Here is a 23,481-nt window from a genome sequence, read left to right on the forward strand (position 1 = left end):
ACGACGCGCGTCCTACGACGACGAGAGGACCGGACCGGCCGACGGTCCGGAACGGTCCCGGAAGGATCCCGATGCGCAACGTGGTCACCCCACCCCCCGTGAAGCCCCGCCGTACCGGGCGCCGGCTGCTGGTCACCTTCGGAGCCCTCGTGCTCGTGCTGCTGCTCGTGGTGGGCGGCGGGCTCGTGTACCTGGTGTCGAGCGTCGGCAACGACGTCCCGCGCATCCCGGGCGCCTTCCAGGGCCTCGACGCCGGCGACCGTCCGGCGACCTTCGGCGGCACGACGTTCCTGCTCGTCGGCACCGACTCCCGTTCGGACGTCCCGACGACCGGCAGCGGCGCCGAGGAGGGCGTCGACGCCGGGTCCGAGCGCAGTGACGTCATCATGCTCGGCACCTTCGCGCCGGACGGGCAGAGCGCCTCGGTCGTCTCGATCCCGCGCGACTCCTGGGTGGACATCCCCGGCCGCGGCATGAACAAGATCAACGCCGCCTACGCGTTCGGCGGGCCGTCGCTGCTGATCGGGACGGTCGAGCAGCTGACGGGCGTGCGCGTCGACCACTTCGGGGTCGTCGACTTCGCCGGGTTCACCTCGCTCGTCGACTCCGTCGGCGGGATCGACGTGACGGTCGCGCGGGCCACGAGCAACGCCGGCGTCGACTTCGTCCAGGGCGAGAACCACCTCGACGGTGCGCAGGCCCTGGCCTACGTCCGGCAGCGCTACGACCTGCCCAACGGCGACATCGACCGCGCCGCGCGCCAGCAGAACGCGATGAAGGCGCTGCTGGAGCAGGTGCAGCGCAAGGCGACGACCGACCCGGCCGCGCTGTACACGTTCGCGACGAGCGTGGGTGACGCGGTGAGCATCGACGACTCGCTGTCCAACACCGGCCTGGTGCAGCTGGCGGTGGAGAACCGCAATCTGCGCGGCTCCGACGTCAGCTTCCTGACGGCGCCGGTCGCCGGCCTGGGCCGGGAGGGCGCGCAGTCGGTGGTGTACCTCGACGACCAGCGCGGCCCGCAGCTGTGGGACGCGATCCGGAACGGGTCGGTCGAGCAGTACGCCGACGCGAACCCGTCCGAGACGCTCAGCGGCACCCCGTCCTGAGACGCACGACGGGCCGGTACGCAGCTCGCGTACCGGCCCGTCGTCGTCCGTGGGGGCGCCTCAGGGCGTCACCAGACCTTCCAGGGGGCCTCGTTGCGGGACCAGAGCCCGTTGAGGTGCTGGAAGTCCTTGTAAGTGTCCATGGCCGACCAGAAGCCGTCGTGGCGGTGGACGTTCAGCTGGCCGTCGCGGGCGAGCTTCTGCAGCGGGGTGTGCTCCAGCCACAGCTGCGGGTCGTCGTCGAGGTAGTCGTCGAGGAACTCGCGCTTGAAGGCGAAGAACCCGCCGGAGACGAAGCCCGAGACCTGGGTGGGCTTCTCGTTGAACTCGACGACCTCGTCGCCCTCGACGTTCATCTCGCCGAACTTCGAGGTGGGGTGGACGCCGGTGACGGTGCCGACCTTCCCGGACTCCTCGTGCTCCTTGGTGAGCCGGACGAGGTCGATGTCGGAGACGCCGTCGCCGTAGGTCAGCAGGAAGTTGTCGGTGTCGACGTAGTCGCGGATCGCGCGGACGCGGGCGCCGGTCGCCGTCTCCAGGCCGGTCTCCGCGAAGGTGATCTCCCAGTCCTCGTCGACCCCGTTGTGGAAGTCGATCTGGTGCTTCTCACCCATGTTGAGCGTGAAGTCCGCCAGCCGCGCCCGGTAGTCGAGGAAGTACTCCTTGATGGCCCAGGACTTGTAGCCGAGGCAGAGGACGAAGCGGCGGAAGCCGGCCTGGCGGTAGAGCTTCATGATGTGCCAGACGATCGGGCGTCCGCCGATCTCCACCATGGCCTTGGGGAGGGACTCGCTGGCCTCGCGAATGCGGGTGCCCTGGCCTCCGCAGAGGATGACGACTGGGGTGTCGGGGTGCATACGGACCTTTCGTCGGCTCGGGGGAGCCGCTCGCCGGCGCTGGGGGGAGCGTGCCTCGGCCGGACAAGCTACTCGCTTTCCGGCTACCCGCGCCGATCACGGCGAGGACTGTGACCAAGCCCCCGACGGTGCCGGGAAACCCTGCTCACCAGGTCTTCCACGGTGCGTCGCCGCCTGACCACAGGCCGTTGAGGTACTGGAAGTCCTTGTAGGTGTCCATCGCGCACCAGAAGCCGTCGTGCCGGTGGACGTTCAGCTGCCCGTCGCGGGCGAGCTTCTGCAGCGGCTCGTGCTCGAGCCACAGGTCGTCGCTCTCGGAGTCGAGGTACTCGGCCAGGAACTCGCGCCTGAACGCGAAGAACCCGCCGGAGACGAAGCCGGAGACCTGGGTCGGCTTCTCGTTGAACTCGACGACCTCGTCGCCCTCGACGTTCATCTCGCCGAACTTCGACGTCGGGTGGACGCCGGTGATCGTCCCGAGCTTCCCGGACGCCTCGTGCTCCGCGGCCAGCGCGGCGATGTCGATGTCGGAGACGCCGTCGCCGTAGGTCAGGAAGAAGTGGTCGGTGTCGACGTACGGGGCGATCTTCCGGACGCGGGCGCCGGTCGCGGCCTCCAGGCCGGTCTCGGCGAAGGTGATCTCCCAGTCCTCGTCGACGCCGCCATGGAAGTCGATGCGGTGGCGGTCGGACATGGCCAGGGTGAAGTCGACCTGACGGGCCCGGTAGTCGAGGAAGTACTCCTTGACCGCCCAGCTCTTGTAGCCGAGGCAGAGGACGAAGCGGCGGAAGCCGGCCTGGCGGTAGAGCTTCATGATGTGCCAGACGATCGGGCGGCCGCCCACCTCCACCATGGCCTTCGGGAGGGACTCGCTGGCCTCGCGGATGCGGGTGCCCTGGCCTCCGCAGAGGATGACGACGGGGGTGTCGGGGTGCAATGCGGGCCTCTCGTCGGCGCTGGGGGCGCGTGCTTCGACGGATGAAAGTACCGCGCAGCGGATCGCCAGCCCTCCGCGGATGCCTCGACCGGTCTCTGGAAGATCAGTAACGGCTACCCCCGTCTGGTCGATGTACGGGCGTAAAAGTCCTGACCACGGCAACTGTGTGCAATATTCGCAGCACTGAGCACGCTCCCGAGTTACCCCCGATGGGGTAACGCATTAGGCTCCGTGTCGGAGGACGTCGAGCGGCTGCGCGACGTCGGTGCCCGCGTCTTCGGACGTCGAAGCACCTCTTCGTCAGCCGTGATCATCACCAAGCGCATGATCGGGATGGCGGATGAATTTGCGTGGGCACCTTCGTGTGCTGGGCGAGCGCTGGATCGTCATCGCAGTCTGTGTCGGGCTGGGGATGCTCAGCGCTGCTGCGGTCTCGTTCGGACGATCGCCGGAGTACACGGCGCAGACCTCGTTGTTCGTGACGACTCAGGTCGTCAACAACCCGCAGGACGCCTACCAGGGTGCCCAGCTCTCCCAGGACCGCATCACCTCCTACGTCGAGTTGGTGACCGGCGACCGGGTGCTCGGAGAGACAGGTCGACGTCTAGGGCTCGCGACGACGCCTGCCGATCTCGCAGCACAGGTGGGTACGAGCAGTTCTCCGAACTCCGTGATCTTCGGGGTGACGGCGACGGATCCGTCGCCCCAGCGGGCGGCCGACATCGCAAACACGGTCGCCGAGGTGACCGGCGAGGTCGTCGGGGAACTGGAACGGCCCCAGAACGACCAGAACCTCACCTACGTCGGAGCACGGGTGATCCAGCCGGCTGCCGTACCGGATACCCCGTCGTCACCGGGGGCGGCTTTCCTGCTCGCACTGGGGTTGGCGGTCGGGCTGGTGATCGGTGTGGTTGCGGCCTATGTCCGCGACGCGCTCGACAACACTGTGACCACCTCCGACGAGGCAGCCGCGATCGTGAAGGCGCCGGCCCTCGGCGCGGTCCTGCTGGACCCGAGCGTTCCGGCCACGCCACTCACCGTTCACGAGTCGCCGAACACCCCGATCTCCGAGAACTTCCGGCGGATCCGTACGAACCTGCAGTTCGTCGACGTGGACAAACCGCGGAAGGTCGTGGTCGTCACCAGTGGTGTCGCTGGAGAAGGTAAGTCGACCACCACCGCCAACCTGGCCACCGCGGTGGCGTCCACGGGGCGGCGAGTCCTACTGATCGAAGGTGATCTGCGTCGTCCGGGCGTCTCGGCGCTGTTCGGCGTCGACCGGGCTGTCGGACTGACGACCGTCCTCTCCGGCGGGTTGTCGCTCGGGCGTGCCGTTCACAACTGGGGCGGTGGTTCGCTGGATCTGCTTCCGAGCGGTGTGCTTCCGCCGAATCCGAGTGAGCTTCTCGGAAGCAATCAGATGCGTACTCTGCTCCACGAGGCACGGGTCACCTACGACCTCGTTCTCATCGACACCCCGCCGGTGCTACCGGTCGCCGATGCCGCTGCGCTCCTTCCCGCTACCGACGGAGCGCTGCTGCTCTGCGGTTACGGCCGCACCACGACTCAGCAACTCTCCTCTGCTTCCCATGCGCTGCGTGCGGTGTCCGGAAACGTCCTCGGCGTGATTCTCACGCTCGTGCCCGCTCGGCGTATCGGTCGCGACTCCGGCTACGACGGCACCTACGAGAGCGTGCGTGACGGCCAGGCCGGTGGGACCTATCGCCACGGCGCGGCCGAGGACTCCCCTCCGCGCGCCTCAGCGGGATGGCCGCGTTCTGCGAGCGCATCGGCTCCGCGGGCCAGCGAGCGAACCACATGGGTGCAACGTCCTGGCCGCTGATCGAGCCGTCCGAGTCCCGTGAGGGTGCGAGGGAGATGAGAACTACGTGCACATCAGCATGATCGGTACGCGAGGAGTTCCCGCACGCTATGGCGGATTCGAGACCGCCGTGGAGGAGATCGGGCGCCGGCTAGCGGACAGAGGACACCAGGTCACCGTCTACTGCCGTGGCCGGGACGATGCGTCCACCCACCATCTCGGCATGCGGCGGGTCGTGCTTCCGAGCTTGCGGGGCCGCTCAGTCGAAACGCTCTCACACACGTTCCTGTCGGTCTTGCATGCTGTCCGACGTCGGCATCAGCCGGACGTCGCTCTCGTGTTCAACGCGGCCAACGCTCCACTGATCATCTTCCTGAAGATCCTTCGGATACCGGTGGCAGTGCATGTGGACGGGCTCGAGTGGCGCAGGGCGAAATGGGGTCGTGCTGGTCGCACCTACTACCTGCTGTGCGAGCGGTTCGCTGCCCGAATGGCCGATGCATTGATCGCCGATGCTCGCGGTATCGAGGACTACTACCGTCACAAGTACGGGGTGGGCAGCGACTTCATCGCCTACGGCGCTCCCGAGGTCGAACCGGACAGACCCGAGTTGCTGGATCCGCTTGGCCTCGAAGCCGGCCGCTATCACCTGGTCGTCGCGCGCATGGAGCCGGAGAACCACGTCGACGTGATCGTGGACGGCTACACGCGTAGCGGCGCTGTGCTGCCGCTGGTCGTTGTCGGGTCCGTGCCGTACGAGACCGAGTACAACCGCCGTGTAGCCGATCTCGCCGCCGCCGACGAACGGGTTCAGCTGGTCGGGGCGGTGTGGGATCAGGATCTGCTGGACCAGCTCTATGCAAACTGCGCCAGTTATCTACACGGGCACTCGGTCGGCGGCACCAACCCGTCGCTGCTGCGCGCGATGGGCGCCGGTGCTTACGTCGTCGCCTGGGACGTCGACTTCAATCGCGAGATCGTCCGGGACGACGGTTCGTACTTCGGTGATGCCACTGCGGTGGCCGAACGGGTCGAGGACGTCGAGGCCGCGCCGGACAGGGTCGAGGAGCAAGGACGGGCCGGCAAGAAGCACGTCCTGGCGACCTACGCCTGGGAGGCGGTGACCGAGGACTACGAGGCCCTCGCCCGGCGCCTGGACGCTCGGGGCCGCGACGGCGCGGCCGGACGGTGAAGGGGGCAGTCCGTTGAGGGCGATCTCCCGATTGCTCCGCGGTAGGCCGGCCGACCTCGTCGGCCCGGCACTCGTGGCGGCGATCGTCGCCGGCGTCGTGCCGATCGGATACGCGGTGGCAGCACTGACCCATCGCAACGGGAGTGTTGTCGGTGTCGTGCTGGTCCTCGTCCTGGTCGCGCTGGTCGCAGCGGCGACGGCACCGGTTCACGTCCTGCCTTCCGCGGCACTCGTCCTCTATGCAGTGCTACCCCAGCAACTGATCGGCTACGGGTACTTCGGTCTCACCCCGGCCCTGGTGGTGATCCTCTTCTGGGCGGTGCGGAGGTGGCCTGCGGCGCCGGCTGTTCGTCCTGACCCGATCCACCGGGGGTGGCTCGCAGCGCGGTTCGCAGCGGCGCTACTCGTGCTGTGGACCACCTACCTGATGCTGGTCCGGCCTCCGATCGTAAGCGGCGGGGGCCCGTCGGCCCGGGAGTGGCTGATCAGCTTCGCTGTCGGCACCGTGCTCGTACTCTTCGTGCGGGTGTCCGGTCGTGAAGCCGATCTACTCGTGCGGACGCTGGCGGTGGTGACCGTCGCTGCGGCCGTGTTCGCCGTGGTCGAGGTCGCGATCCAGCAGAACCCGATCTACATGCCGCTCTATGACGCGGTCGGTCGGGGCCTTCAGCTCGACGGTGGTGTTCATCGCGCCAGCGTCGGGTTCGGGCACCCGCTGTATGCCGGGACCTTCTTCACGGTGGCCTTCGCAGTGTTCTTCGTCCGCTGGATCGACGACGTGCCGCAGAGCCTGATCCCGCTGATCGCCGCTGTCGCGGGTGCGGCCTCGACAGTGTCTCGCGGTGCACTCGCGGTCGCCTCTGTCGTCGGCGCGGTCGTCACCGTCGTCCGTCTGCCACAGCTGCGTCGCACCCGATCTCCGAAGCCCATGCGGCTGCTCGCGCTGGCGCCCTTGGCAGTTGCAGCGGTGGCGGCCTCGGGTCTCCTCGGAGCACGGACGAGCACCGGCGAAGCCGCACGATCCAGTGAGGTGCGGGGGGACAACGTGGCCGAGGCCATTGCGTTGGCGCGTTCCTCCGGCTGGACCGGCAGCGGGCCGACCACGGCAGACCCGCTCACCATCGCGCTCTCGCACGGCGCCTACCCGATGGAGAACTCCCTGCTGCAGATTCTCGTCAGCCTGGGTGTTCCCGGCCTGGTGCTGCTCCTGGCGACGCTGGCCCTGGTGGTAGCCGCAGCAGCGCGTTCGGGTGCGCACGCCGGAGCCGCCGGTGTCGTGGCCTTCGCCGCGGTGACGGCCGGCTACAACGGCCTGGAGGGGCTCCTCCCGCTGCACAGCCTCCTTGGTCTGGTCTTCCTGCTCTGCCTGGCCGGTGGGCAGTTGCCGGCTCGGACCGACTCTCCCCGCACAACGTCCCCGGGCCTCCGGGCCCCACGACCTTCGAACGGACCGGTGTGAACCCCACTCTCTCCACCCTGGTCGTCGTGATCACGTATCGGTCCGGCGCCGCCGTGGCCGACCTTGCCGCGACCATCAGCGGCTGGCTCATCGGCGGATCAGATCGCGCGGCGGTGTTCCTGGACAACAGTGACGACCACGAGTGCGTCGCGACGGCGCGTGCCGCGGTCGACCCGTCCGTGTCCGACCGGTTCCTGGCCGAGGTCGCGCCGTGCAACCTCGGGTTCTCCTTCGGCGTCAACCACGCCGTCGAGCTCGGCAGGGCACGATGGGGCGAGCCGCAGGTCGTCCTGCTGCACAATCCGGACGTCGCGACCTCCGCGCAGGTTCTGGACCGCGTCGTGGCGCTCGCCGAGGAGCCTGGCATCGGCGTCGCGGCACCGACCCTTCTGGCACCCGACGGGACCGTCGACCGTGGCTCGGCCCGCAGGGTCTGGAACAAGCGCCGGTTGTTCGCGACGCTGGTCGGTCTGCCTGCGCTACCTGGGCTACTGGGGACCCCACGGCGCTCGATCTCCGTCGACGGCCCGGGCGTGCATGACGTCGACTTCACCTCCGGTGCCTATATGGCGATCCGCAAGGAGGTGTTCGGCAGGGGGCTGGACACCCGGCTCCCGATGTATCTCGAGGACCAGGAGATCTGTCATCGGTCGCACGCCCTCGGATATCGGGTCGTGGTGTCCGGTGACCTGTCCGCCGAGCACGTCGGCGGGGTCAGCCGGAAGTCGAACACGGCGCAGCGCCGCCAGCTCCGGCTCATGGAACTGGTCGTCGCCCCCTGTCTGTCGCTGATGGACACTTCCGGGGTAGGCGAGAGTCCACTGAAGCTGCTGGTGGCGGCCGGTGGCCTGGTCAGGGGAGCACTGGCGGTCCCGGCGGCGTTCGGGCAGCGGCGGGAGCGCGCCACCTGGTTGCGCGACCAGCTGACGCTCTCGGTGTGGTTCGTCCGGTGGGCGGTGACCCCTGGCCCGATCGGGGACGTCGAGTGGAACCGGTCGACGCGGCCGACGGAAGCGGGCTGATCGACGATGCGTGTACTCCTGGCCAGCAAGTTCTTGCACCGGGTGGGCGGCGTGGAGACGTACCTGGAATGGCTCGCGGGCGAGCTCACAACCCGCGGTCACGAGGTGGCCTTGTTCGGGATGGAGGCACCGAGTGGATCGTCGCCCATCGCGCCCGGCTCTCCTCGATTCGAGACGCCCGCTCGCAGCTACACATCCGGAAGTCTTCGGGAGCGGCTCGACGACGCGGCGAGCAGCGTCTACTCGGTGGCGAACGGACGACGGATGACGGCGGCACTGGAGCAGTTCGCGCCGGATGTCGTGCACTTCCACGGCACCTGCTACCAGTTGACGAGCGCCGTCGTCCGGGCTGCCGGCGGGCGCGGGATCGGTCGCGTCGTGACTGCGCACGAGTACAAGCTCGTGTGCGCGAACCAACGCCTGTGGGCCGACTCCACGTCCGACCTGTGCCAGGTGTGCGTCGGCGCTTCTCCGGTGCGTCGCGCGATCAACCCGGTGCGGCGCCGGTGCATCAAAGGCAGCCTCGGCGCGTCCGCGGTGGGTGGAGTCGAGACGATCGTCAGCGACCGGATCATGCGTGGTGCCGGCGACATGATCGTCCACTGCCCGTCGCGATTCATGGAGCAGACGCTGCACGCAGACGGATGGTCGTCGGCACGGACTGAGGTGCTCGATCTTCCCTGGCGAGAGACTCCCCACCGTCGGGATGCCGAGGCGACCGGTCTGCTCTACATGGGCCGGCTCGCACCGGAGAAGGACGTACTGACCGTCCTACAGGCATGGAAGGCACTCGGTACGCGCACCGGCGACCGCATACTGACGATCGCCGGCACGGGAGCCGACGAACCGCAGCTGCACCGCTACGTGGCGGAGCACGCGGTGGACCGCGTCTGCTTCGTCGGACACCTCACTCCCGACCAGATCGGTGCGACCCTGCGGACCACCGCCGCGACGCTGCACCCTGCGATCTGGTTCGAGAACAGCCCGTTCAGCGTGCGGGAGAGCCTCATGGCTCGCGTGCCCGCTCTGGTGGCGGACCGTGGGGGCATGCCGGAGCTGGTCACCGACGGGGTGACCGGGATGGTGTCCGAACACTCGGTCGCGGGATGGAGCGGGACGATCGAGCGGTTCCTCGGCGGTGAGATCGCTTCACCACAGGCGTTCGAGGAGGAGTTGGCCGATCGGGTGACGAGTGGGGATCAGCACTTCCGCGCGCTCACGGGGCTGTACGGGCGGGCACAGGCTGCCGCCGCGATCCGGACCTCTCGATGACATCCCCCGCCTACCCGGACTGTCGTCACCGATGAGGAAGACATTCCTCTCCGCCTCGATCGCCCGAGTGGCGGGTGCCGTCGCGCAGGCGGCGATGGGCATCGCGCTTGCGCGCTCAGTGGCACCGTCCGAGTACGGCGTCGTGACCGCACTGATCGGCGTGTTCCTGGTGTGGTTCATCGTCGCCGACGTCGGCATGTCCAGCTTCGCCGGCCGCTCGTACGCCGTAGGCAAGATCGACGAGGTCCGCACGATCCTCTGGTTCAGCGGACGGGCGGCTCTCGGCGGCACCATCGGCGGTGTCGCCCTCCTGGCGCTGGTCGTCCCCGGAGTCCCCAGGACGCTGCTCGCTGCACTGTCGCTGCTGGTCATCGCCCAAGGGCTGGAGAAGTACTGCGAGACCAGGCTCGCGGTCGTCATCGCCGCCGACCTCGCCACGGCGGTCGCTACGTCGATCCTGCTCCGCCGTCTCGTGAGTTGCGCGGTGTTCCTGCTCCTGCTCGTCGCCGACGCGGGTCCGGGCACGATGCTGTACGCGATCGGTATGGCTTCGGGCGCCGCAATCGGATCGGTACACATCAGACAGCTGCTGCGGCGACATGGCGTCGTCGCTCGGCGAGCGACTGCCGTCGTAGACGTCTTGCGCAGATCGGTGCCCTTTGCGATCAATGACCTGTCCGTCCAGAGCCGTGCCCTGGACGTGTTTCTCGTGGCCGCACTGACCTCACCGGCCGGTGCCGGGTTCTACTCGGCCGCGTCGAAGCTGACGTCTCCGTTCCAACTCCTGTCCTCCACCTTGGCCGCGGTGGTGCTCCCGGCAACAGCGCGGGCGGACTACGGTGCTCGCCGCCGGCTGCTGCGCGCTGTCGTGGGACTCACCGCTGTGCTGACCATCCTGGCGGCACCTGTCGGATGGTTCGGCACCGAGGTGAGTGTCCTGCTGCTCGGCGATGCCTACGCCTCGGCCGGACCCCTCGTCGCGGTGTTCGTCGTGACCTTCCCCGTCGTCGCCCTGGCCACTCCACTTGCAGCCTTGCTGCAGGGGATGGGGCGTGAACGATTCGTCGGGCTCCAGAGCCTTGTCAGCTCGGTCCTGCTCCTCGGCGCTGTCGCCGCTGGTGGATGGTGGTGGGACGAGATGGGCGCCGCGACGGGGTTCGCCGTCGCGGCGGTGGGGAAGTACTTGAGTCTCGCTCTGGCGGCCTTCGTCGGGACCCGTCGGGAGCGGTCCGTCGCCACACAGGCACGGGAATGACGTCGTTCGCTCGGAACTACCGGAGGCGCTCCCGTGCCAGAGCATCCCGCAGGCGCGACCACTGGCGGTCCGCATCGCCGACGCCTGCGCGGCTCCTCGCACGCTCTGCCGCGGATGAGCGCAGGCCGCGGAGCGCGGCCGGATCGCGGGCGAGCCGGCCCAGGATGCTCGCCATCGCGGCCGGCGCCGGCTCGATCAGGATCCCGCCGCCGTCGCGGAGGATCTCCCGCGTTCCCCCGAGGTCGTAACCGACGACTGGTGTCCCCACCAGGACCGATTCGATCGTCACCCTGCCGTATGCCTCGTTGCGTGAGCAGACCAGGCTGACGTCCGCGCCGGCGAGAACACCGATCGGGTTGCTGCTCGCTCCCCGGTAGCGGAGCACGGACTCGACATCGGCATCCCAGATCATGTCGTGCAGTCGTGCAAGGTCGTCGGGGGCTGCGTCGCCGTACAACTCGATCCGCACCGGTGCACCGCTCGCGACGATTCGCCTCGCAGCCTCGACGAGATCGAACTGGCCTTTCTCCGTGGAGAGGGTGCCCAGCAGGACGGCCACCAGCATGTGCGGGGGCTCGTCGCGGACCTCGCTGACCGTCTCCGGGATCTCGATGGGCGGGTACTCGATCAACGTCGGCCGCCGGTACTGGGAGGCCGCATACTCCGAAACGGCGATACTGACGTCGGACCACGCATCGAGAGCGCGCACGATCAGAGCTTTCGGGATCGGCGAACGCAAGGTCGGGTTCGAGCGGATGCTCTCGCCGAGAATGATCGATCGGGGTGTGCCTGCGAGTACCGCAGCCAAGAGCGGCGCGGGGGTGACCGTCGACCCGATGACGACGGCGTCGGGTCTCGTCCGACGTAACAGCATGAGCCAGGGAACGAGCTGGGCTAGCGACTGGAGGGTTCGCAACGCCCCCGTAAAGGTCCGATGCCGGACTCCCATCCACCACTGGCAGGGCTGGACGATCACTTCCGCCCCCGGCAGCCGGTCACGGATCAACCGCTCGATGGGCCCCTTGCGTGGAATCGACACGGTGACCTGGTCTCCACATCGGACCGCGGCGGAGGCAAGGGCGACGAGTGTGCGTTCGGCTCCCGCCGTCGTCGACGAGTGAGCGACGAAGAGGACGTGCATGGGTGGTCCCTAGCCTGAGCTGATCTAGTCGGGCGGGCCGGACTGCGTGGGCGGCTCCGTGCATCTCATATCTGGTCGGCGACAGCCATGACGTATTCACCGTATCCGGATCCGGATTGTGCTCGGCCGAGGGCACGGCACTGTTCGGAGGTGATCCAACCCATGCGCAGGGCGACCTCTTCGACGCAGGCGATCCGGATGCCCTGGCGGTTTTCCAGGACCCGGACGTACTGGCCCGCCTCCATGAGGGACTCGTGGGTCCCGGTATCCAGCCATGCGAACCCACGGCCGAGGTCGTGCAGGTGGGCACGACCCTGCTCGAGGTAGGCGCGGTTGACGTCGGTGATCTCAAGCTCGCCGCGGGCCGAGGGACCGATGCCGGCGGCGATGTCGACGACCTGGTCGTCGTAGAGGTAGAGCCCCGTGATGGCTCGGTCGGAGCGTGGCTCGACCGGCTTCTCCTCGATCGAGATCAGTGTGCCGTCGATGTCCGCCTCGCCGACGCCATAGCGTTGCGGATCCTTCACGGGATACCCGAACAGGACGCATCCGTACTCACCGGTCGCAACGCTGCGCGCAGCGCTCTGCAGGGTCGAGGAGAAGGACGGACCGTGGAAGATGTTGTCGCCGAGTACGAGTGCCGACGGGCCGCCGCGGACGTGGTCGGCGCCGATCACGAAGGCCTCGGCCAGGCCGTTCGGAGCGCGCTGCTCCGCATAGTCGATCTCGAGGCCGAACTGGCTCCCGTCGCCGAGGAGCCGCTGGAAGCCGGGCAGGTCGTGCGGGGTGGAGATGAGCAGGATCTCGCGGATGCCGGCCAGCATGAGAGTGGCCAGAGGGTGGTAGATCATCGGCTTGTCGTAGACCGGCAGAAGCTGCTTGGACACGGCCCGCGTGATCGGAAACAGTCGGCTGCCGGTCCCCCCGGCCAGGATGATGCCCTTCACGGTCGCGCGTTCCCTTCGAGTTCGTCCGAGGCTTCGGCGCGCTGCAGTCGAGACGGGACGTGTCTCGATGAGGTGGCGCGGAAGGGTCGTGGCTCAGCACGACCGGCTTCCCTCGTGTTCTGGCGACGAGTGTGCACAGGAGTGATGGTGTCGGGGCTCCCTAGAGCAAGTCGTCGATTGAGTCATGGAAAACTATCAGTAGTTCACCCGGCCGGGTGGATGAGCTCCACGATCGGCGAGGTGTGCATGCGACTGGTGGTCACAGGTGGTGCCGGGTTCATCGGCTCCCATTTCGTGCGAACCCTCGTGAATGGCGGCTATGAGCCGTTCACGGGTGCGGACGTGACGGTCCTGGATGCCTTCACCTACGCAGGTCGGGAGGAGAACCTCGACTCCGTCAGCGACTCTCCGCAGCTGCACCTTCAGCGAGCCGACATCCGTGACTCGGTCCGGGTCGCCGAGGTACTGGCGGGAGCGGACGTCGTCGTACACTTCGCGGCCGAGACCCACGTTGATCGATCGATCACCGGTGCCGCAGACTTCGTGACGACGAACGTCGTCGGGACTCAGGTGCTGCTACAGGCGGCGCTCGACCTGGGAGTGGGGCGTTTCGTGCACGTCTCGACCGACGAGGTCTATGGGTCGATCGACGAAGGGTCGTGGCCCGAGAACCATCCGCTGGAGCCGAACTCGCCGTACTCGGCGGCGAAGGCTGGAAGCGATCTCCTGGCGCGTTCGTACCACCGGACGCACGGACTGGATGTCGTCATCACCCGGTGCTCCAACAACTACGGGCCTTACCAGTTCCCCGAGAAGGTCATCCCGCTCTTCGTGACGAACCTGCTCGATGGGCAGAGGGTGCCGCTCTACGGCGATGGGCTGAACGTCCGGGACTGGCTACACGTCGACGACCACTGTCACGGGATCGCTCTCGCCGCAGCGAAGGGAGGGGCGGGCGAGATCTACAACATCGGCGGCGGCACGGAGCTCCAAAACCGCGAGCTCACTGCCCGACTGCTCACTGCTGTCGGCGTCGGCGAAGAGATGATCGAGCGAGTGCCGGATCGGAAGGGACACGATCGGCGGTACTCGGTGGACTGGTCCAAGATCCACGACGAGCTGGGCTACGAGCCGCGACGCTCTTTCGATGATGGGCTCGCCGAGACGGTCGCCTGGTACCGGGAGAATCGCGGCTGGTGGGAGCCGCTGAAGAACGGAGTGGTCCGGTGAAGGCCACCGAGCTCGGTATTTCGGGAGCGTGGCTGTTCGAGCCGACCGTCTTTCCTGACCCACGTGGCAGGTTCACCGCACCGTTCCAGGGACCGGTGTTTCGCGAAGCTCTCGGCTTCGACCTCTCCGTCATGCAGTCCAACCAGTCGGTGTCGTCTCGCGGAGTCGTACGCGGCGTTCACTATGCCGACGTGCCTCCGGGTCAGGCGAAGTACCTTTACATCGCGGCCGGCGCTGTGCGGGACGTCATCGTCGACATCCGTGTCGGGTCACCGACATTCGGACAGTTCGAAGTCGTCGATCTGGACGCCGACTCGATGCGAGCCGTGTACCTGTCCGAGGGGCTCGGACACGCGTTCCAGGCGATGACCGACGGCACCGTTGTGGGATACCTGTGTTCCACGTCGTACGCGCCGGAACGAGAGCACGGGATCACTCCGATCGACCCGCAACTCGCTATCCCATGGGTGGCCGGTGTCGAGCCGGTGCTGTCGGAGAAGGACCGCGAAGCACCCACGCTGGCCGAGGCTGAGGCGGCCGGATCGCTGCCGACCTGGGACGCCTGTCAGGACTGGTACGCCAGCCTCCGAGCGCCTCACTGAATCAGGGTCGCGCCAGAGTCTGGTTGGTCCTGGAGTGACGGCCGGCATCGGTCGTTGAACTCGGGCGACGTGGTGGTCGGGTACCTGGACCGCCGCCGTACGGAATTCGGCGGCATGGAGGCCGGTCCGGGCCTGATCGTCGTGGCGCCGAGGGTGTCGTGGGTCGCGATTCGGGACGGCTCCCGAGGGCGAGATCGGTCTTGCCTCCCATGCTGGTCGCCATGCCGTCGTCGAGGGAGGAACTAGGCGGCTCGGGCGCCTGGTCGAGCAGACTCACGCCACCCGGGCGGGAGATCGGGACCGGTTCCGGCTGCTCGTGGCGCGCTACGGGCAGTACGTGTGGCTCGGCAGCTCCGGGAGTGGCGACGTCTGGCGGTCGGCGGGTCGGTGAGCATCCCGGGGAGTGGTGCTCCCGACGTTCCGGCTCAGGGCGACTCGTCGCGGTCGATGTACGGCCGGGCGAGCCCGTGTGCCGTCCCGAACGGGATGCCTGTCTGCTCTCCGAGCCGGGGCCAGGACATGCCTTCCCGCTGGTAGAGCGCCGCGAGCAGGCGCCCCAGCCGCTCCCGCGCCGCGTCCCTATCGGTGTCGGCGAGACGGACGGCCTGAATCAGTTCGTCGTCGCTCAGCTCGTCGGTCGGACGGGCGAGCAGGCTCGCGAGCTCGGCGAGCTGGTCCGGATCCACACCCCGAGTGTTTGCCGTGCTAGCTTTCGAGTACTCGAAAGCCGCATGGACGAGGAGTGCCACAGCAGTGACGGATGAGGTCTTTGCGGTTCACACAGCCCGACAGGGTTCGGTCGGCGCGGTCGAGGTCGTGTTCCGCTGCGAGCAGGAAGCGAGGAGGTACGCCGCAGACCGGTCGTGTGACCATCGGGTCCTGTCGGCGTCGGTGACGTCCTTCAAGGTCGGGGTGCTCGGAACACGCTGGCCGGTGTGCTGGTTCCAGCTCGGCGAGGAGCAGGACATCAAGTTCGACCGGCCGGGGATGTTCGGCCGTTGACCGACCGCGCGCACGCCGCGTCGCTGCCGTTGCACGAGTTCCTCGCCGGCCGATGACCCCTTTCGCCCGGTGGCGGTCGTGTCGTCAGTACGCGCCGCCGCCGCGCAGGACGGCGCCGACGGTGCGGAAGAGGATCTGCAGGTCGAACAGCGGGGACCAGCGGTCGACGTATTCGGCGTCGAGGCGGATCGACTCGTCCCAGCTCAGGTCGCTGCGGCCGGAGACCTGCCAGAGGCCGGTGAGGCCCGGCTTCACCGAGAGCCGGCGGCGGGCGACGGCGCAGTACTGCTCGACCTCCCGGCGGAGCGCCGGGCGCGGCCCGACCAGGGCCATCGTGCCGCCGACGACGTTGAACAGCTGGGGCAGCTCGTCGAGGGAGAAGGTGCGGATGATCCGGCCGACCGGAGTGATCCGCGGGTCGTGCGCCATCTTGAACAGGGGGCCGGCGCCCTCGTTGCTCGCGGCCAGGGCGGCGAGGCGGGCCTCGGCGTCGACACACATCGAGCGGAACTTGAGCATCCGGAAGTCCTGGCCGTCACGGCCGACGCGGGTCTGCCGGAAGAGGACCGGGCCTCCGTCGAGCCTGACCGCGAGGGCGACCGCCAGCATGACCGGCGCCAGCAGCACGATCAGCACCAGCGCGGCGACCGCGTTGAGGACCGCGTACCCGGTGCCTGCACGCCGGACCGCACGCGCGTCGTCCGCGGCGACGGTCTCCACCTGGACGCGCCCCTCGGCCTCGACGACGGTCGAGACGGCGTCGGCGACGACGGCGGCGGCAGCGGCGGTGGCGCGAACGGCCTCGTCCACCGGGCCGGATGCCGTAGACGTCGTGCGCTGGGGAGCGGTCATGTCCTCTTCGTCGACGCCGCCGAACGGCCCATTAACGGGGCCGCGGGCGGATCGCCAAACCTGATGATCGGCCCGCCCCGGCCGGTTCGATCATCAACATTGGGGATGTGACGCGGTCGAGGCCGTTCGGCGGAAATGACGGCGCCTCCCGGTGCGACTGAACGGACGAGAGTCCGTGGTCGGGGAGGTTCGTGTGACGTCGTTGGTGGAGCGTGCGGTGCCGCAGCAGCGGGTGCAGCCGGTGCACGTCCCGGACCGGGCCGGGGTGCAGGCCCGCGGGCCACGCCACGCCCGCCGGCCGGGACCGGACGACCGGTTCCGCGTGCTCGTCGTCTGCACGGGCAACATCTGCCGGTCCCCGGCCGGTGAGCTGCTGATGCGCCACCTGCTCGTCGGGCGTCTGGGCGGTCGTGCGGCCGGCCGCGTCGAGGTGTCGAGCGCCGGTGTCCGCGCCGTCGTCGGGCACGGGATGCACCCGCTGTCCCGGGCGCAGCTGGCGCCGTGGGGACTGGACTCCCGGGCGGACGGGTTCGTCGCGCGGCAGCTGGACGACGCCGTCGTCGACGGGGTGGATCTCGTCCTGGGTGCGAACGTCCGGCACCGCTCGGCCGTGCTGGAGCGTCACCCGGAGCTGCTGGACCGGACGTTCGCGCTGCGGGAGTTCGCCCGGCTCTCCGCCGCGGTGGACGCCGCGTCGCTCCCGTCCGACCTGGTCGGGCGCGGCCGGGCACTGGTCGAGGCCGCCCGTGCGCTGCGGGGCACCGTCCCGCCGGCGGACGACACCGTCCCGGACCCGATGGGGGAGCCGGAGCAGGCGCACCGCGACGCCGTCGGGCTGATCTTCGGGGCGATGCACGGGATCGTGGACGTCCTCGCGCCGCGGCAGCGGGTCGCCACCGGCTGACGACGCCGCCGGGCCTTCGTTGGACGGGGGTTGGACCTTCGCGTCCGATGCTGGGCCCGAATCGGACGTCGGGAGGACACCGGCATGGGCATCCCCCTCAAGCCCTCGACCAGCGGCCGGCAGTACGCGGGCTGGGAGCCGCGGACGGTCGCGATGGAGGGGCTGGGAAACCGGATCCTGCCGGACCAGGCGATCCCGGTCCCCGGCGACGACGGCGCCGGGGTGACGCTGCACGCCGACGTCTACCTGCCGACGGCGCCCGGCCGGTACCCGGCGGTCCTGTCGTTCGGGGGCTACAACACCGACCTCGACACCGCGGGCGTCCCGTCCGGCGCCAACGAGATCGGTTCGCCGCCGGTGTTCACCGACCGCGGGTATGCACCCGTCGTCGTCGAGCGGCGGGGGGTGGGCCGGTCCACCGGTGAGCGGACCGACCTGTTCTCCGCCGCCGACGTCGACGACCACGAGCGGGCCATCGCCTGGGCCGCCGAGCAGCCCTGGTGCACCGGGGAGGTCGTGCTCTTCGGGACCTCGTACTACGCGATGACGCAGCTGATGGTCGCGGCACGCCGCCCGCCGGCACTGCGGGCGTTCTTCGCCAACGAGGTGACGACCGACCTGTTCCGGCACGTCCTCCGGTTCGGCGGGGTGCCGGGGAGCTTCTTCCTCGGGGTCTGGGTCGGCGCGAACTTCACCGACGCGGCGCTGGCCCGGCGGATGTCGCCGAACGCGCGGGCGGTCGCCAGCCACCTGACCAACGGCCCGCTGCACACGCTCCTGGAGAAGGCGGTGCACGGGAACGTCTCGCGGATGTTCGCGTCGTTCCTCCGCAACACCCCGGCCGCCGACGCCGCGCGGCAGTACTCGCGCTGGACGTACGACGACACGACCCGCGACGAGGCGGGCGTCTGGGAGACGACGCGGGAGATGCTCGGCGCGATCGAGGTCCCGTTCGTGACCGTGCAGAACCTCGGCTACCTCAACCTGCACCAGTTCGGCGCCTACGACCTGTTCGAGCACGCCGGTACGGTGGACGGGCGGAAGTGGCTGATCCTCGCGCCGCCGGCGTACGACCTGCCCGTGTACTCGTGGCAGGGCGAGGCGCTCGCGTTCTTCGACCACGTCCTGCGCGGCAGCGACAACGGCTACGACGGGCAGCCGCCCGTCCGCTACTGGGTCGACGGCGACGACGGCTTCGCGACGTCGGCGACGTTCCCGCCGCCGGGCGAGCCGCGCCGGCTGTACCTCGGTGACGGCACGCTCGGGCCGGAACCGGCGGGGCCGGGCGTCGTCAGGTGGGCGGCGGTGCCGTTCGGGGTGCCGGTCCTGCCGGGCACGGGGGACCCGCAGGTCGTGACGTTCGACCACCCGGTCACCGAGGACGTCACCCTCGCCGGGCCGGTGACGGCGCGCCTCACGTTCTCCTGCAACGAGATCGACAGCTACGTGCTGGCCCGGCTGTCCCGGGTGGACGCCGGCGGCACCGTCCACCCGGTGTCCCTCGGTGCGCTGCGGCCGGTCGCCCGCACCGAGGACGCGACGCGCGGCAGCGCCGTGGAGATCGCGATCGACTCCGGGGTCCGGGAGCCGCTCACGCCGGGCGAACCCGTCGTCCTGCGGTTCAGCCTGACGCCCGGGCCGGTGCGGCTGCGTGCGGGCGAGACGTTCCGGCTCGACGTCGGCAGCCGCACCGATCTGCTGCGCAGGGACCCGGGCGAGGGCTACGTGCAGTTCGACATGCCGGTGCCGCCGTACCTGAGCCGGAACACGCTGCACGTGGGGGACGGGAGCTGGGTCGACGTCACCGTCGTCGCTGGTCACCGGGGTGCCACCCCGGGGTGACGCGCGGGGCCCGGCTCAGCCGACGCCCGTCGGGAACTCCTGGGTGCCCAGCACCCGGAGCAGTTCGAGGCGCTCCCGCGTCGCGTCGTCGGCGGGGGTGAGGACCAGCAGCTGCTGCCCCAGGTCGGGGGTCACGAGCGTCTCGCAGTCCATCAGCAGCACGCCCACGCGGGGATGCCGGAGCGTCTTGCGGTCGGCACGGCGGACCGCGACCTCGTGCTCGTCCCACAGCGTCCGGAACTCGGGGCTCGCGGCCGCCAGACGGTCGACGAGGCCCTCGACCTCCGGGTCACCGGCCCGGCGGCCGGTCACGGCGCGCAGGTCCGCGACGAGCAGGCGGGCGTGCCGCTCCTGCTCCTCCGGAGGGTGGCTCGCCCGCGTCGCGGGCTCGGTGAACCAGCGGTAGGCGAGGTGGCGACGGTCGCCGGTGAAGCCGGTCTGGTCCCCCGCCATCAGCACCGACAACCGGTTCTGGGCGAGGACCTCGCCCAGGTCCGAGATCACCATCGCCGCCGCGTCGTGGAGCAGTCCGAGCATCCGGACCAGCCCGGCACGGGCCAGGCGGGCCACCCCGTCGGCGGGTGACGGCTGATGTCCCGCCAGGTGGAAGAGGTGGTCACGTTCGTCGTCGGTCAGCGCGAGTGCCCGGGCGAGCGCGCCGAGCAGCTGGACCGACGGCCGGCTGCTGCGCCCCTGCTCGAGGCGGACGACGTAGTCGGTCGACATCCCGGCGAGCATCGCGACCTCCTCCCGGCGCAGGCCGGCGGTGCGGCGCCGGGGTCCTGCCGCGACACCGACCTCGGCGGGCCGGACCGACTCGCGGCGGCGGCGCAGGAAGTCGGCGAGCTGCTCGCGTTGCATGCGTCCATGGTGCTCGCGCGGCGGACCGCGAGCCAGGGAGTGGCTCTCCCACGATCGACGCTCCGTTCCGCCTGCGCCGGTCCCGGCGCAGGGTGGGGTCATGCAGACACGCACACTCGGCAGCACGGGCCCCACCGTCTCGGCCCTGGGCCTCGGGGCGATGAGCATGTCCGGCTCCTACGGCCACGCCGACCGGGACGAGAGCATCGCGACCGTGCACGCCGCCCTCGACGCCGGCGTCACCCTGATCGACACCGGTGACTTCTACGCCATGGGGCACAACGAGCTGCTGCTGGCCGAGGCCCTCCGCGGACGGACCGCGACGGCTACCAGCTGTCCGTGAAGTTCGGCGGGCTCGCCGGCCCGGGCCTCCCGCCGCTGCAGCAGGACTGCCGGCCCGCGGCGGTCAAGAACTTCCTCGCCTACTCGCTGACCCGGCTCGGTGTGGACCACGTCGACGTCTACCGCCCGGCCCGCCTGGACCCCGAGGTGCCGGTCGAGGACACCGTCGGTGCGATCAAGGAGATGATCGACGCCGGGTACGTGCGTCACCTCGGCCTCTCCGAGGTCGACGCCGCCACCGTCCGCCGTGCCCACGCCGTGCACCCGGTCGCCGACCTGCAGATCGAGTACTCGCTGGTCTCCCGCGCCGTGGAGGCGGAGGTCCTTCCGACGCTGCGGGAGCTGGGCGTCGGACTCACCGCCTACGGTGTCCTGGCCCGCGGTCTCCTGTCGGGCCACTACGTCCCCGGCAGGCCCGGCGACCACCGCGCGCACAGCCCGCGGTTCGCCGGCGGGAACCTGGACCACAACCTCGCCCTGGCCGAGCGGCTGCGTGCGGTGGCCACGTCGGCGGGCTGCACGGTCGCCCAGCTGGTGATCGCGTGGGTCGCCGCACAGGGTGACGACATCGTGCCGTTGGTCGGCGCCCGCACGCGGGAGCGGCTGGCCGAGGCGTTGCCCGCCCTCGACGTCGTGCTCGGGCCCGACGCGCTCGCGGCGATCGAGGAGGCGGTCCCTGCGGGCTCGGCCGCGGGTGACCGGTACCCCTCGGCGTTCATGGGCGCGCTCGGCGTGGGGAACTGAGGCCCGCGGAGGAGCCGGTGCCGCGGCCTGCCGGAGCGGCCGGGACCGTCCCTCGCTAAGCTCCGGCCATGCGTGACGTGCCGCCGACCTCGCCGTCCATCGACCAGAGCGTGCCGAGCATCGCGCGGTGTTACGACTTCGCCCTCGGGGGCAAGGACAACTACGACGTCGACCGGTCCGCCGTGGCCGCGGTCGAGAAGCTCGTCCCGCAGGGCGGGGCGCTGGCCAGGGTGAACCGTGCCTGGCACATCCGGGCGACCCGGTTCCTGGCGACGCAGACCGGCGTCACGCAGTACCTCGACCTGGGCGCCGGCCTGCCCACCGTGGAGAACACCCACGAGGTCGTGCAGGCGATCGACGAGAGCGCGCGCGTGGTCTACGTCGACAACGACCCGTCGGCCGTCGCGTACGGGCGGGCACTGCTCGACGACGCCTCCACGGTCCGCTACGTCGAGGGCGACCTCACGCGGCCGGCGGACGTCCTCGGCGACCCGACGGTCAGCACCCACCTGGACCTGTCCGAGCCGGTCGCGCTCTACCAGAGCGCCACGCTGCACCACCAGACCGACGACGTCGACCTGCCCGGGATCATGGGCGCCTACGTCGACGCGCTCGCGCCGGGCTCGTTCGTCGTGCTGAGCCACTTCTGGGACCCGGGCGGCGAGGACGGGGCGCAGGTGCGCCGGATCCGGGACATCATGCTGGCCCAGGGGCTCGACGGGGAGCACTTCCGCAGCCTCGACGAGATCCGGGCCATGCTGCCGGGGCTCGACATCCTCCCCGGGAACCCGGGGGACACCGACGGGCTGATCCCGCTGCTGGACTGGTGGCCGGACGGGCCGGCCACCGACGGCGCCGTCGACCCGGTGCTGCGATGCATCGTCGGGGCGGTCGGGCGCAAGCCCTGACCCAGGCCGCCGCCGCGCCTCAGCCGAACGGCTGGACCTTCTCCACCCGCGGACGGACGCGGCGCCATGTCGATGTCCGACCGTCCGTCGATGTGCCGGACCGGTCCGTACGTGCAGGGTCATGGTCGTGAACGAACAGGCGGACGGGTCGCGGCGCACCGCCGGACGGCCGGATGTCTGTGCAGCGCAAGGTGTCGCGCCGGTCGCCGTGGTGGAGGTCCTCCGCTACGTTGCGCCGTGCACGCCTGCCGACCAGTGAGAGGATCTGTATGTCGATCGCGCGTTCCGTCGCCCGGGTCGTCGTCCCTGCGATGAGTGCCGTCGCGGTGGCCGGCGCCATGATCGCCGGGCCGGGAGTCGCCCTCGCCGAGTCCCCGGTCCCGCCGGGGAGCCCGGGCGACAGCAACGGCAACGGGATCCTGGACTCCAGCGAGCAGCCCGACAACCCGGACCTGCTGCCGGAGCGGCCGGGTTCGCCGGTCCTGCCCGGGAGCCCGGGGGACACCAACGGCAACGGGCTGCTGGACTCCAGCGAGCGCCCGGACAACCCCGACGCGCAGCCGGAGCGGCTCGGCTCGCCGGTCGAGCCCGGGAGCCCGGGGGACACCAACGGGAACGGGCTGCTCGACTCGAGCGAGCGCCCGGACAACCCCGACCTCTGAGGGTCGACGACGCGCCCCGGACCGGTCCGCCGGTCCGGGGCGTCGTCGTGTGTTCTGCGGATCGGCCGTCCGGCTGGTCCGGGCTCGTTCTTCGGGAGGAGGACGACGGGCCGGATATCGATCCGTACGGCGATGTGCGGGGCCGGGTGGCGCGGGCACGGTGATGGTCGTGGACGCACAGGCAGCCGGGTCGCTCCAGGGATTCCCGACGTCCGTCCGCTCCGCCGAGCCGTGCACGATTCCCGATCAGGAGAGAGGGCCAGCATGTCGATCTCGCGTTCCGTCACCCGGACCGTCGTTCCCGCGATGAGCGCCGTGGCGGTGGTGGGGGCCATGATCGCCGGACCGGCCGTGGCGAACGCCGCGACGCCGGTCCCGCCGGGAGGTCCCGGCGACGTCGACGGCAACGGGATCCCCGACCCGGGCGAGCGACCGGACACCCCCGACCTCTGAGATCGACTTTCCGCTGGTCGCACCCTTGTGGCCGGTCGTCGACGACTCCACCGTTCGAATTGATGT

At 69.9% G+C, this 23,481-nt stretch carries 23 protein-coding genes and 1 pseudogene; 17 read left to right on the plus strand and 7 right to left on the minus strand.

The window, feature by feature from the left end; genetic code table 11:
- Positions 1-71 precede the first annotated feature (71 nt).
- The gene (locus tag AD017_RS19635) at positions 72-1,109 is read left to right on the plus strand and encodes an LCP family protein (protein ID WP_060575060.1); all 1,038 of its coding nucleotides are present in this window, start codon (positions 72-74) and stop codon (positions 1,107-1,109) included.
- Positions 1,110-1,177: 68 nt separating this feature from the next.
- On the opposite strand, the gene AD017_RS19640 is transcribed toward AD017_RS19635, so the two are convergent.
- Positions 1,178-1,966 (minus strand): glucose-1-phosphate cytidylyltransferase, encoded by a 789-nt coding sequence (locus AD017_RS19640; protein ID WP_060575061.1) that lies wholly within the window; start codon positions 1,964-1,966, stop codon positions 1,178-1,180.
- A 145-nt stretch (positions 1,967-2,111) separates the two neighbouring features.
- On the minus strand, positions 2,112-2,903 hold the full coding sequence (locus tag AD017_RS19645) for a glucose-1-phosphate cytidylyltransferase (RefSeq protein ID WP_010241198.1): 792 nt from the start codon (positions 2,901-2,903) through the stop codon (positions 2,112-2,114).
- Positions 2,904-3,267: 364 nt separating this feature from the next.
- Between AD017_RS19645 and AD017_RS19650 the strand changes: the two genes are divergently transcribed.
- From AD017_RS19650 to AD017_RS19675, 6 genes are all read left to right on the plus strand, one after another.
- Positions 3,268-4,746 carry a polysaccharide biosynthesis tyrosine autokinase gene (locus tag AD017_RS19650; RefSeq protein WP_060575062.1) on the plus strand — a complete coding sequence of 493 codons (1,479 nt, stop codon included), beginning with the start codon at positions 3,268-3,270 and terminating at the stop codon, positions 4,744-4,746.
- A 46-nt stretch (positions 4,747-4,792) separates the two neighbouring features.
- Positions 4,793-5,917, plus strand: coding sequence for a DUF1972 domain-containing protein (locus tag AD017_RS19655; RefSeq protein WP_227012788.1), 1,125 nt, complete (start codon positions 4,793-4,795; stop codon positions 5,915-5,917).
- A gap of 73 nt (positions 5,918-5,990) precedes the next feature.
- Positions 5,991-7,376, plus strand: coding sequence for an O-antigen ligase family protein (locus AD017_RS19660; RefSeq protein WP_060575063.1), 1,386 nt, complete (start codon positions 5,991-5,993; stop codon positions 7,374-7,376).
- The gene (locus AD017_RS19665) at positions 7,373-8,398 is read left to right on the plus strand and encodes a glycosyltransferase family 2 protein (protein ID WP_010241202.1); all 1,026 of its coding nucleotides are present in this window, start codon (positions 7,373-7,375) and stop codon (positions 8,396-8,398) included. Before AD017_RS19660 ends, AD017_RS19665 begins: the two co-directional genes overlap by 4 nt.
- A gap of 51 nt (positions 8,399-8,449) precedes the next feature.
- Positions 8,450-9,670 (plus strand): glycosyltransferase, encoded by a 1,221-nt coding sequence (locus AD017_RS19670; protein ID WP_168172833.1) that lies wholly within the window; start codon positions 8,450-8,452, stop codon positions 9,668-9,670.
- Between the two features lie 31 nt (positions 9,671-9,701).
- Entirely contained in the window at positions 9,702-10,925 is a 1,224-nt protein-coding gene (locus tag AD017_RS19675) for a lipopolysaccharide biosynthesis protein (RefSeq protein WP_060575065.1), read from the plus strand.
- A 16-nt stretch (positions 10,926-10,941) separates the two neighbouring features.
- On the opposite strand, the gene AD017_RS19680 is transcribed toward AD017_RS19675, so the two are convergent.
- Both AD017_RS19680 and rfbA read right to left on the minus strand, forming a co-directional pair.
- Positions 10,942-12,066: a glycosyltransferase gene (locus AD017_RS19680; protein WP_060575066.1), complete on the minus strand. Its 1,125-nt coding sequence runs from the start codon at positions 12,064-12,066 to the stop codon at positions 10,942-10,944.
- 65 nt (positions 12,067-12,131) lie between these two features.
- Entirely contained in the window at positions 12,132-13,013 is an 882-nt protein-coding gene (gene rfbA / locus AD017_RS19685; protein ID WP_060575067.1) for a glucose-1-phosphate thymidylyltransferase RfbA, read from the minus strand.
- 246 nt (positions 13,014-13,259) lie between these two features.
- Between rfbA and rfbB the strand changes: the two genes are divergently transcribed.
- Together rfbB and AD017_RS19695 are read left to right on the plus strand one after the other, a co-directional pair.
- Entirely contained in the window at positions 13,260-14,243 is a 984-nt protein-coding gene (gene rfbB, locus AD017_RS19690) for a dTDP-glucose 4,6-dehydratase (protein WP_060576493.1), read from the plus strand.
- Complete coding sequence (locus AD017_RS19695; protein ID WP_010241214.1) at positions 14,240-14,845, plus strand: dTDP-4-dehydrorhamnose 3,5-epimerase family protein; 606 nt, start codon at positions 14,240-14,242, stop codon at positions 14,843-14,845. The genes rfbB and AD017_RS19695 overlap by 4 nt, the downstream gene beginning before the upstream one ends.
- Before the next feature lie 425 nt (positions 14,846-15,270).
- Here AD017_RS19695 and AD017_RS19700 read toward each other — a convergent pair whose 3' ends face one another.
- Entirely contained in the window at positions 15,271-15,531 is a 261-nt protein-coding gene (locus AD017_RS19700; RefSeq protein ID WP_010241215.1) for a hypothetical protein, read from the minus strand.
- Positions 15,532-15,598: 67 nt separating this feature from the next.
- Between AD017_RS19700 and AD017_RS19705 the strand changes: the two genes are divergently transcribed.
- Positions 15,599-15,847 carry a hypothetical protein gene (locus AD017_RS19705; RefSeq protein WP_060575068.1) on the plus strand — a complete coding sequence of 83 codons (249 nt, stop codon included), beginning with the start codon at positions 15,599-15,601 and terminating at the stop codon, positions 15,845-15,847.
- Between the two features lie 84 nt (positions 15,848-15,931).
- Here the strand turns inward: AD017_RS19705 and AD017_RS19710 are convergent, their stop codons facing one another.
- Positions 15,932-16,699, minus strand: coding sequence for a sugar transferase (locus tag AD017_RS19710; protein WP_349675474.1), 768 nt, complete (start codon positions 16,697-16,699; stop codon positions 15,932-15,934).
- Between the two features lie 193 nt (positions 16,700-16,892).
- On the opposite strand from AD017_RS19710, the gene AD017_RS19715 reads away from it, so the two are divergent.
- Together AD017_RS19715 and AD017_RS19720 are read left to right on the plus strand one after the other, a co-directional pair.
- A complete protein-coding gene (locus AD017_RS19715) occupies positions 16,893-17,603 on the plus strand; it encodes a low molecular weight phosphatase family protein (protein ID WP_010241219.1) in 711 nt (236 codons plus the stop codon).
- An 84-nt stretch (positions 17,604-17,687) separates the two neighbouring features.
- Positions 17,688-19,445: a CocE/NonD family hydrolase gene (locus tag AD017_RS19720; protein ID WP_060575070.1), complete on the plus strand. Its 1,758-nt coding sequence runs from the start codon at positions 17,688-17,690 to the stop codon at positions 19,443-19,445.
- Positions 19,446-19,460: 15 nt separating this feature from the next.
- Here AD017_RS19720 and AD017_RS19725 read toward each other — a convergent pair whose 3' ends face one another.
- Entirely contained in the window at positions 19,461-20,306 is an 846-nt protein-coding gene (locus AD017_RS19725; protein WP_060575071.1) for a helix-turn-helix transcriptional regulator, read from the minus strand.
- A 100-nt stretch (positions 20,307-20,406) separates the two neighbouring features.
- Between AD017_RS19725 and AD017_RS19730 the strand changes: the two are divergent.
- The 5 genes and pseudogenes from AD017_RS19730 to AD017_RS19745 all read left to right on the plus strand — a co-directional run bounded on the left by AD017_RS19730 (position 20,407) and on the right by AD017_RS19745 (position 23,415).
- Positions 20,407-21,392: pseudogene (locus AD017_RS19730) on the plus strand (aldo/keto reductase).
- Positions 21,393-21,460: 68 nt separating this feature from the next.
- Positions 21,461-22,300, plus strand: a complete 840-nt coding sequence (locus AD017_RS19735; RefSeq protein ID WP_060575072.1) for an SAM-dependent methyltransferase — start codon at positions 21,461-21,463, stop codon at positions 22,298-22,300.
- A gap of 127 nt (positions 22,301-22,427) precedes the next feature.
- Positions 22,428-22,559 (plus strand): hypothetical protein, encoded by a 132-nt coding sequence (locus tag AD017_RS37055; protein WP_255357011.1) that lies wholly within the window; start codon positions 22,428-22,430, stop codon positions 22,557-22,559.
- A gap of 10 nt (positions 22,560-22,569) precedes the next feature.
- Positions 22,570-22,962 (plus strand): hypothetical protein, encoded by a 393-nt coding sequence (locus AD017_RS19740; RefSeq protein ID WP_060575073.1) that lies wholly within the window; start codon positions 22,570-22,572, stop codon positions 22,960-22,962.
- Positions 22,963-23,226: 264 nt separating this feature from the next.
- Entirely contained in the window at positions 23,227-23,415 is a 189-nt protein-coding gene (locus tag AD017_RS19745; RefSeq protein ID WP_010241233.1) for a hypothetical protein, read from the plus strand.
- The last annotated feature ends 66 nt before the right edge of the window (positions 23,416-23,481 follow it).

Origin of the sequence: Pseudonocardia sp. EC080619-01, from assembly GCF_001420995.1 — a bacterium.
Lineage (GTDB): Bacteria > Actinomycetota > Actinomycetes > Mycobacteriales > Pseudonocardiaceae > Pseudonocardia.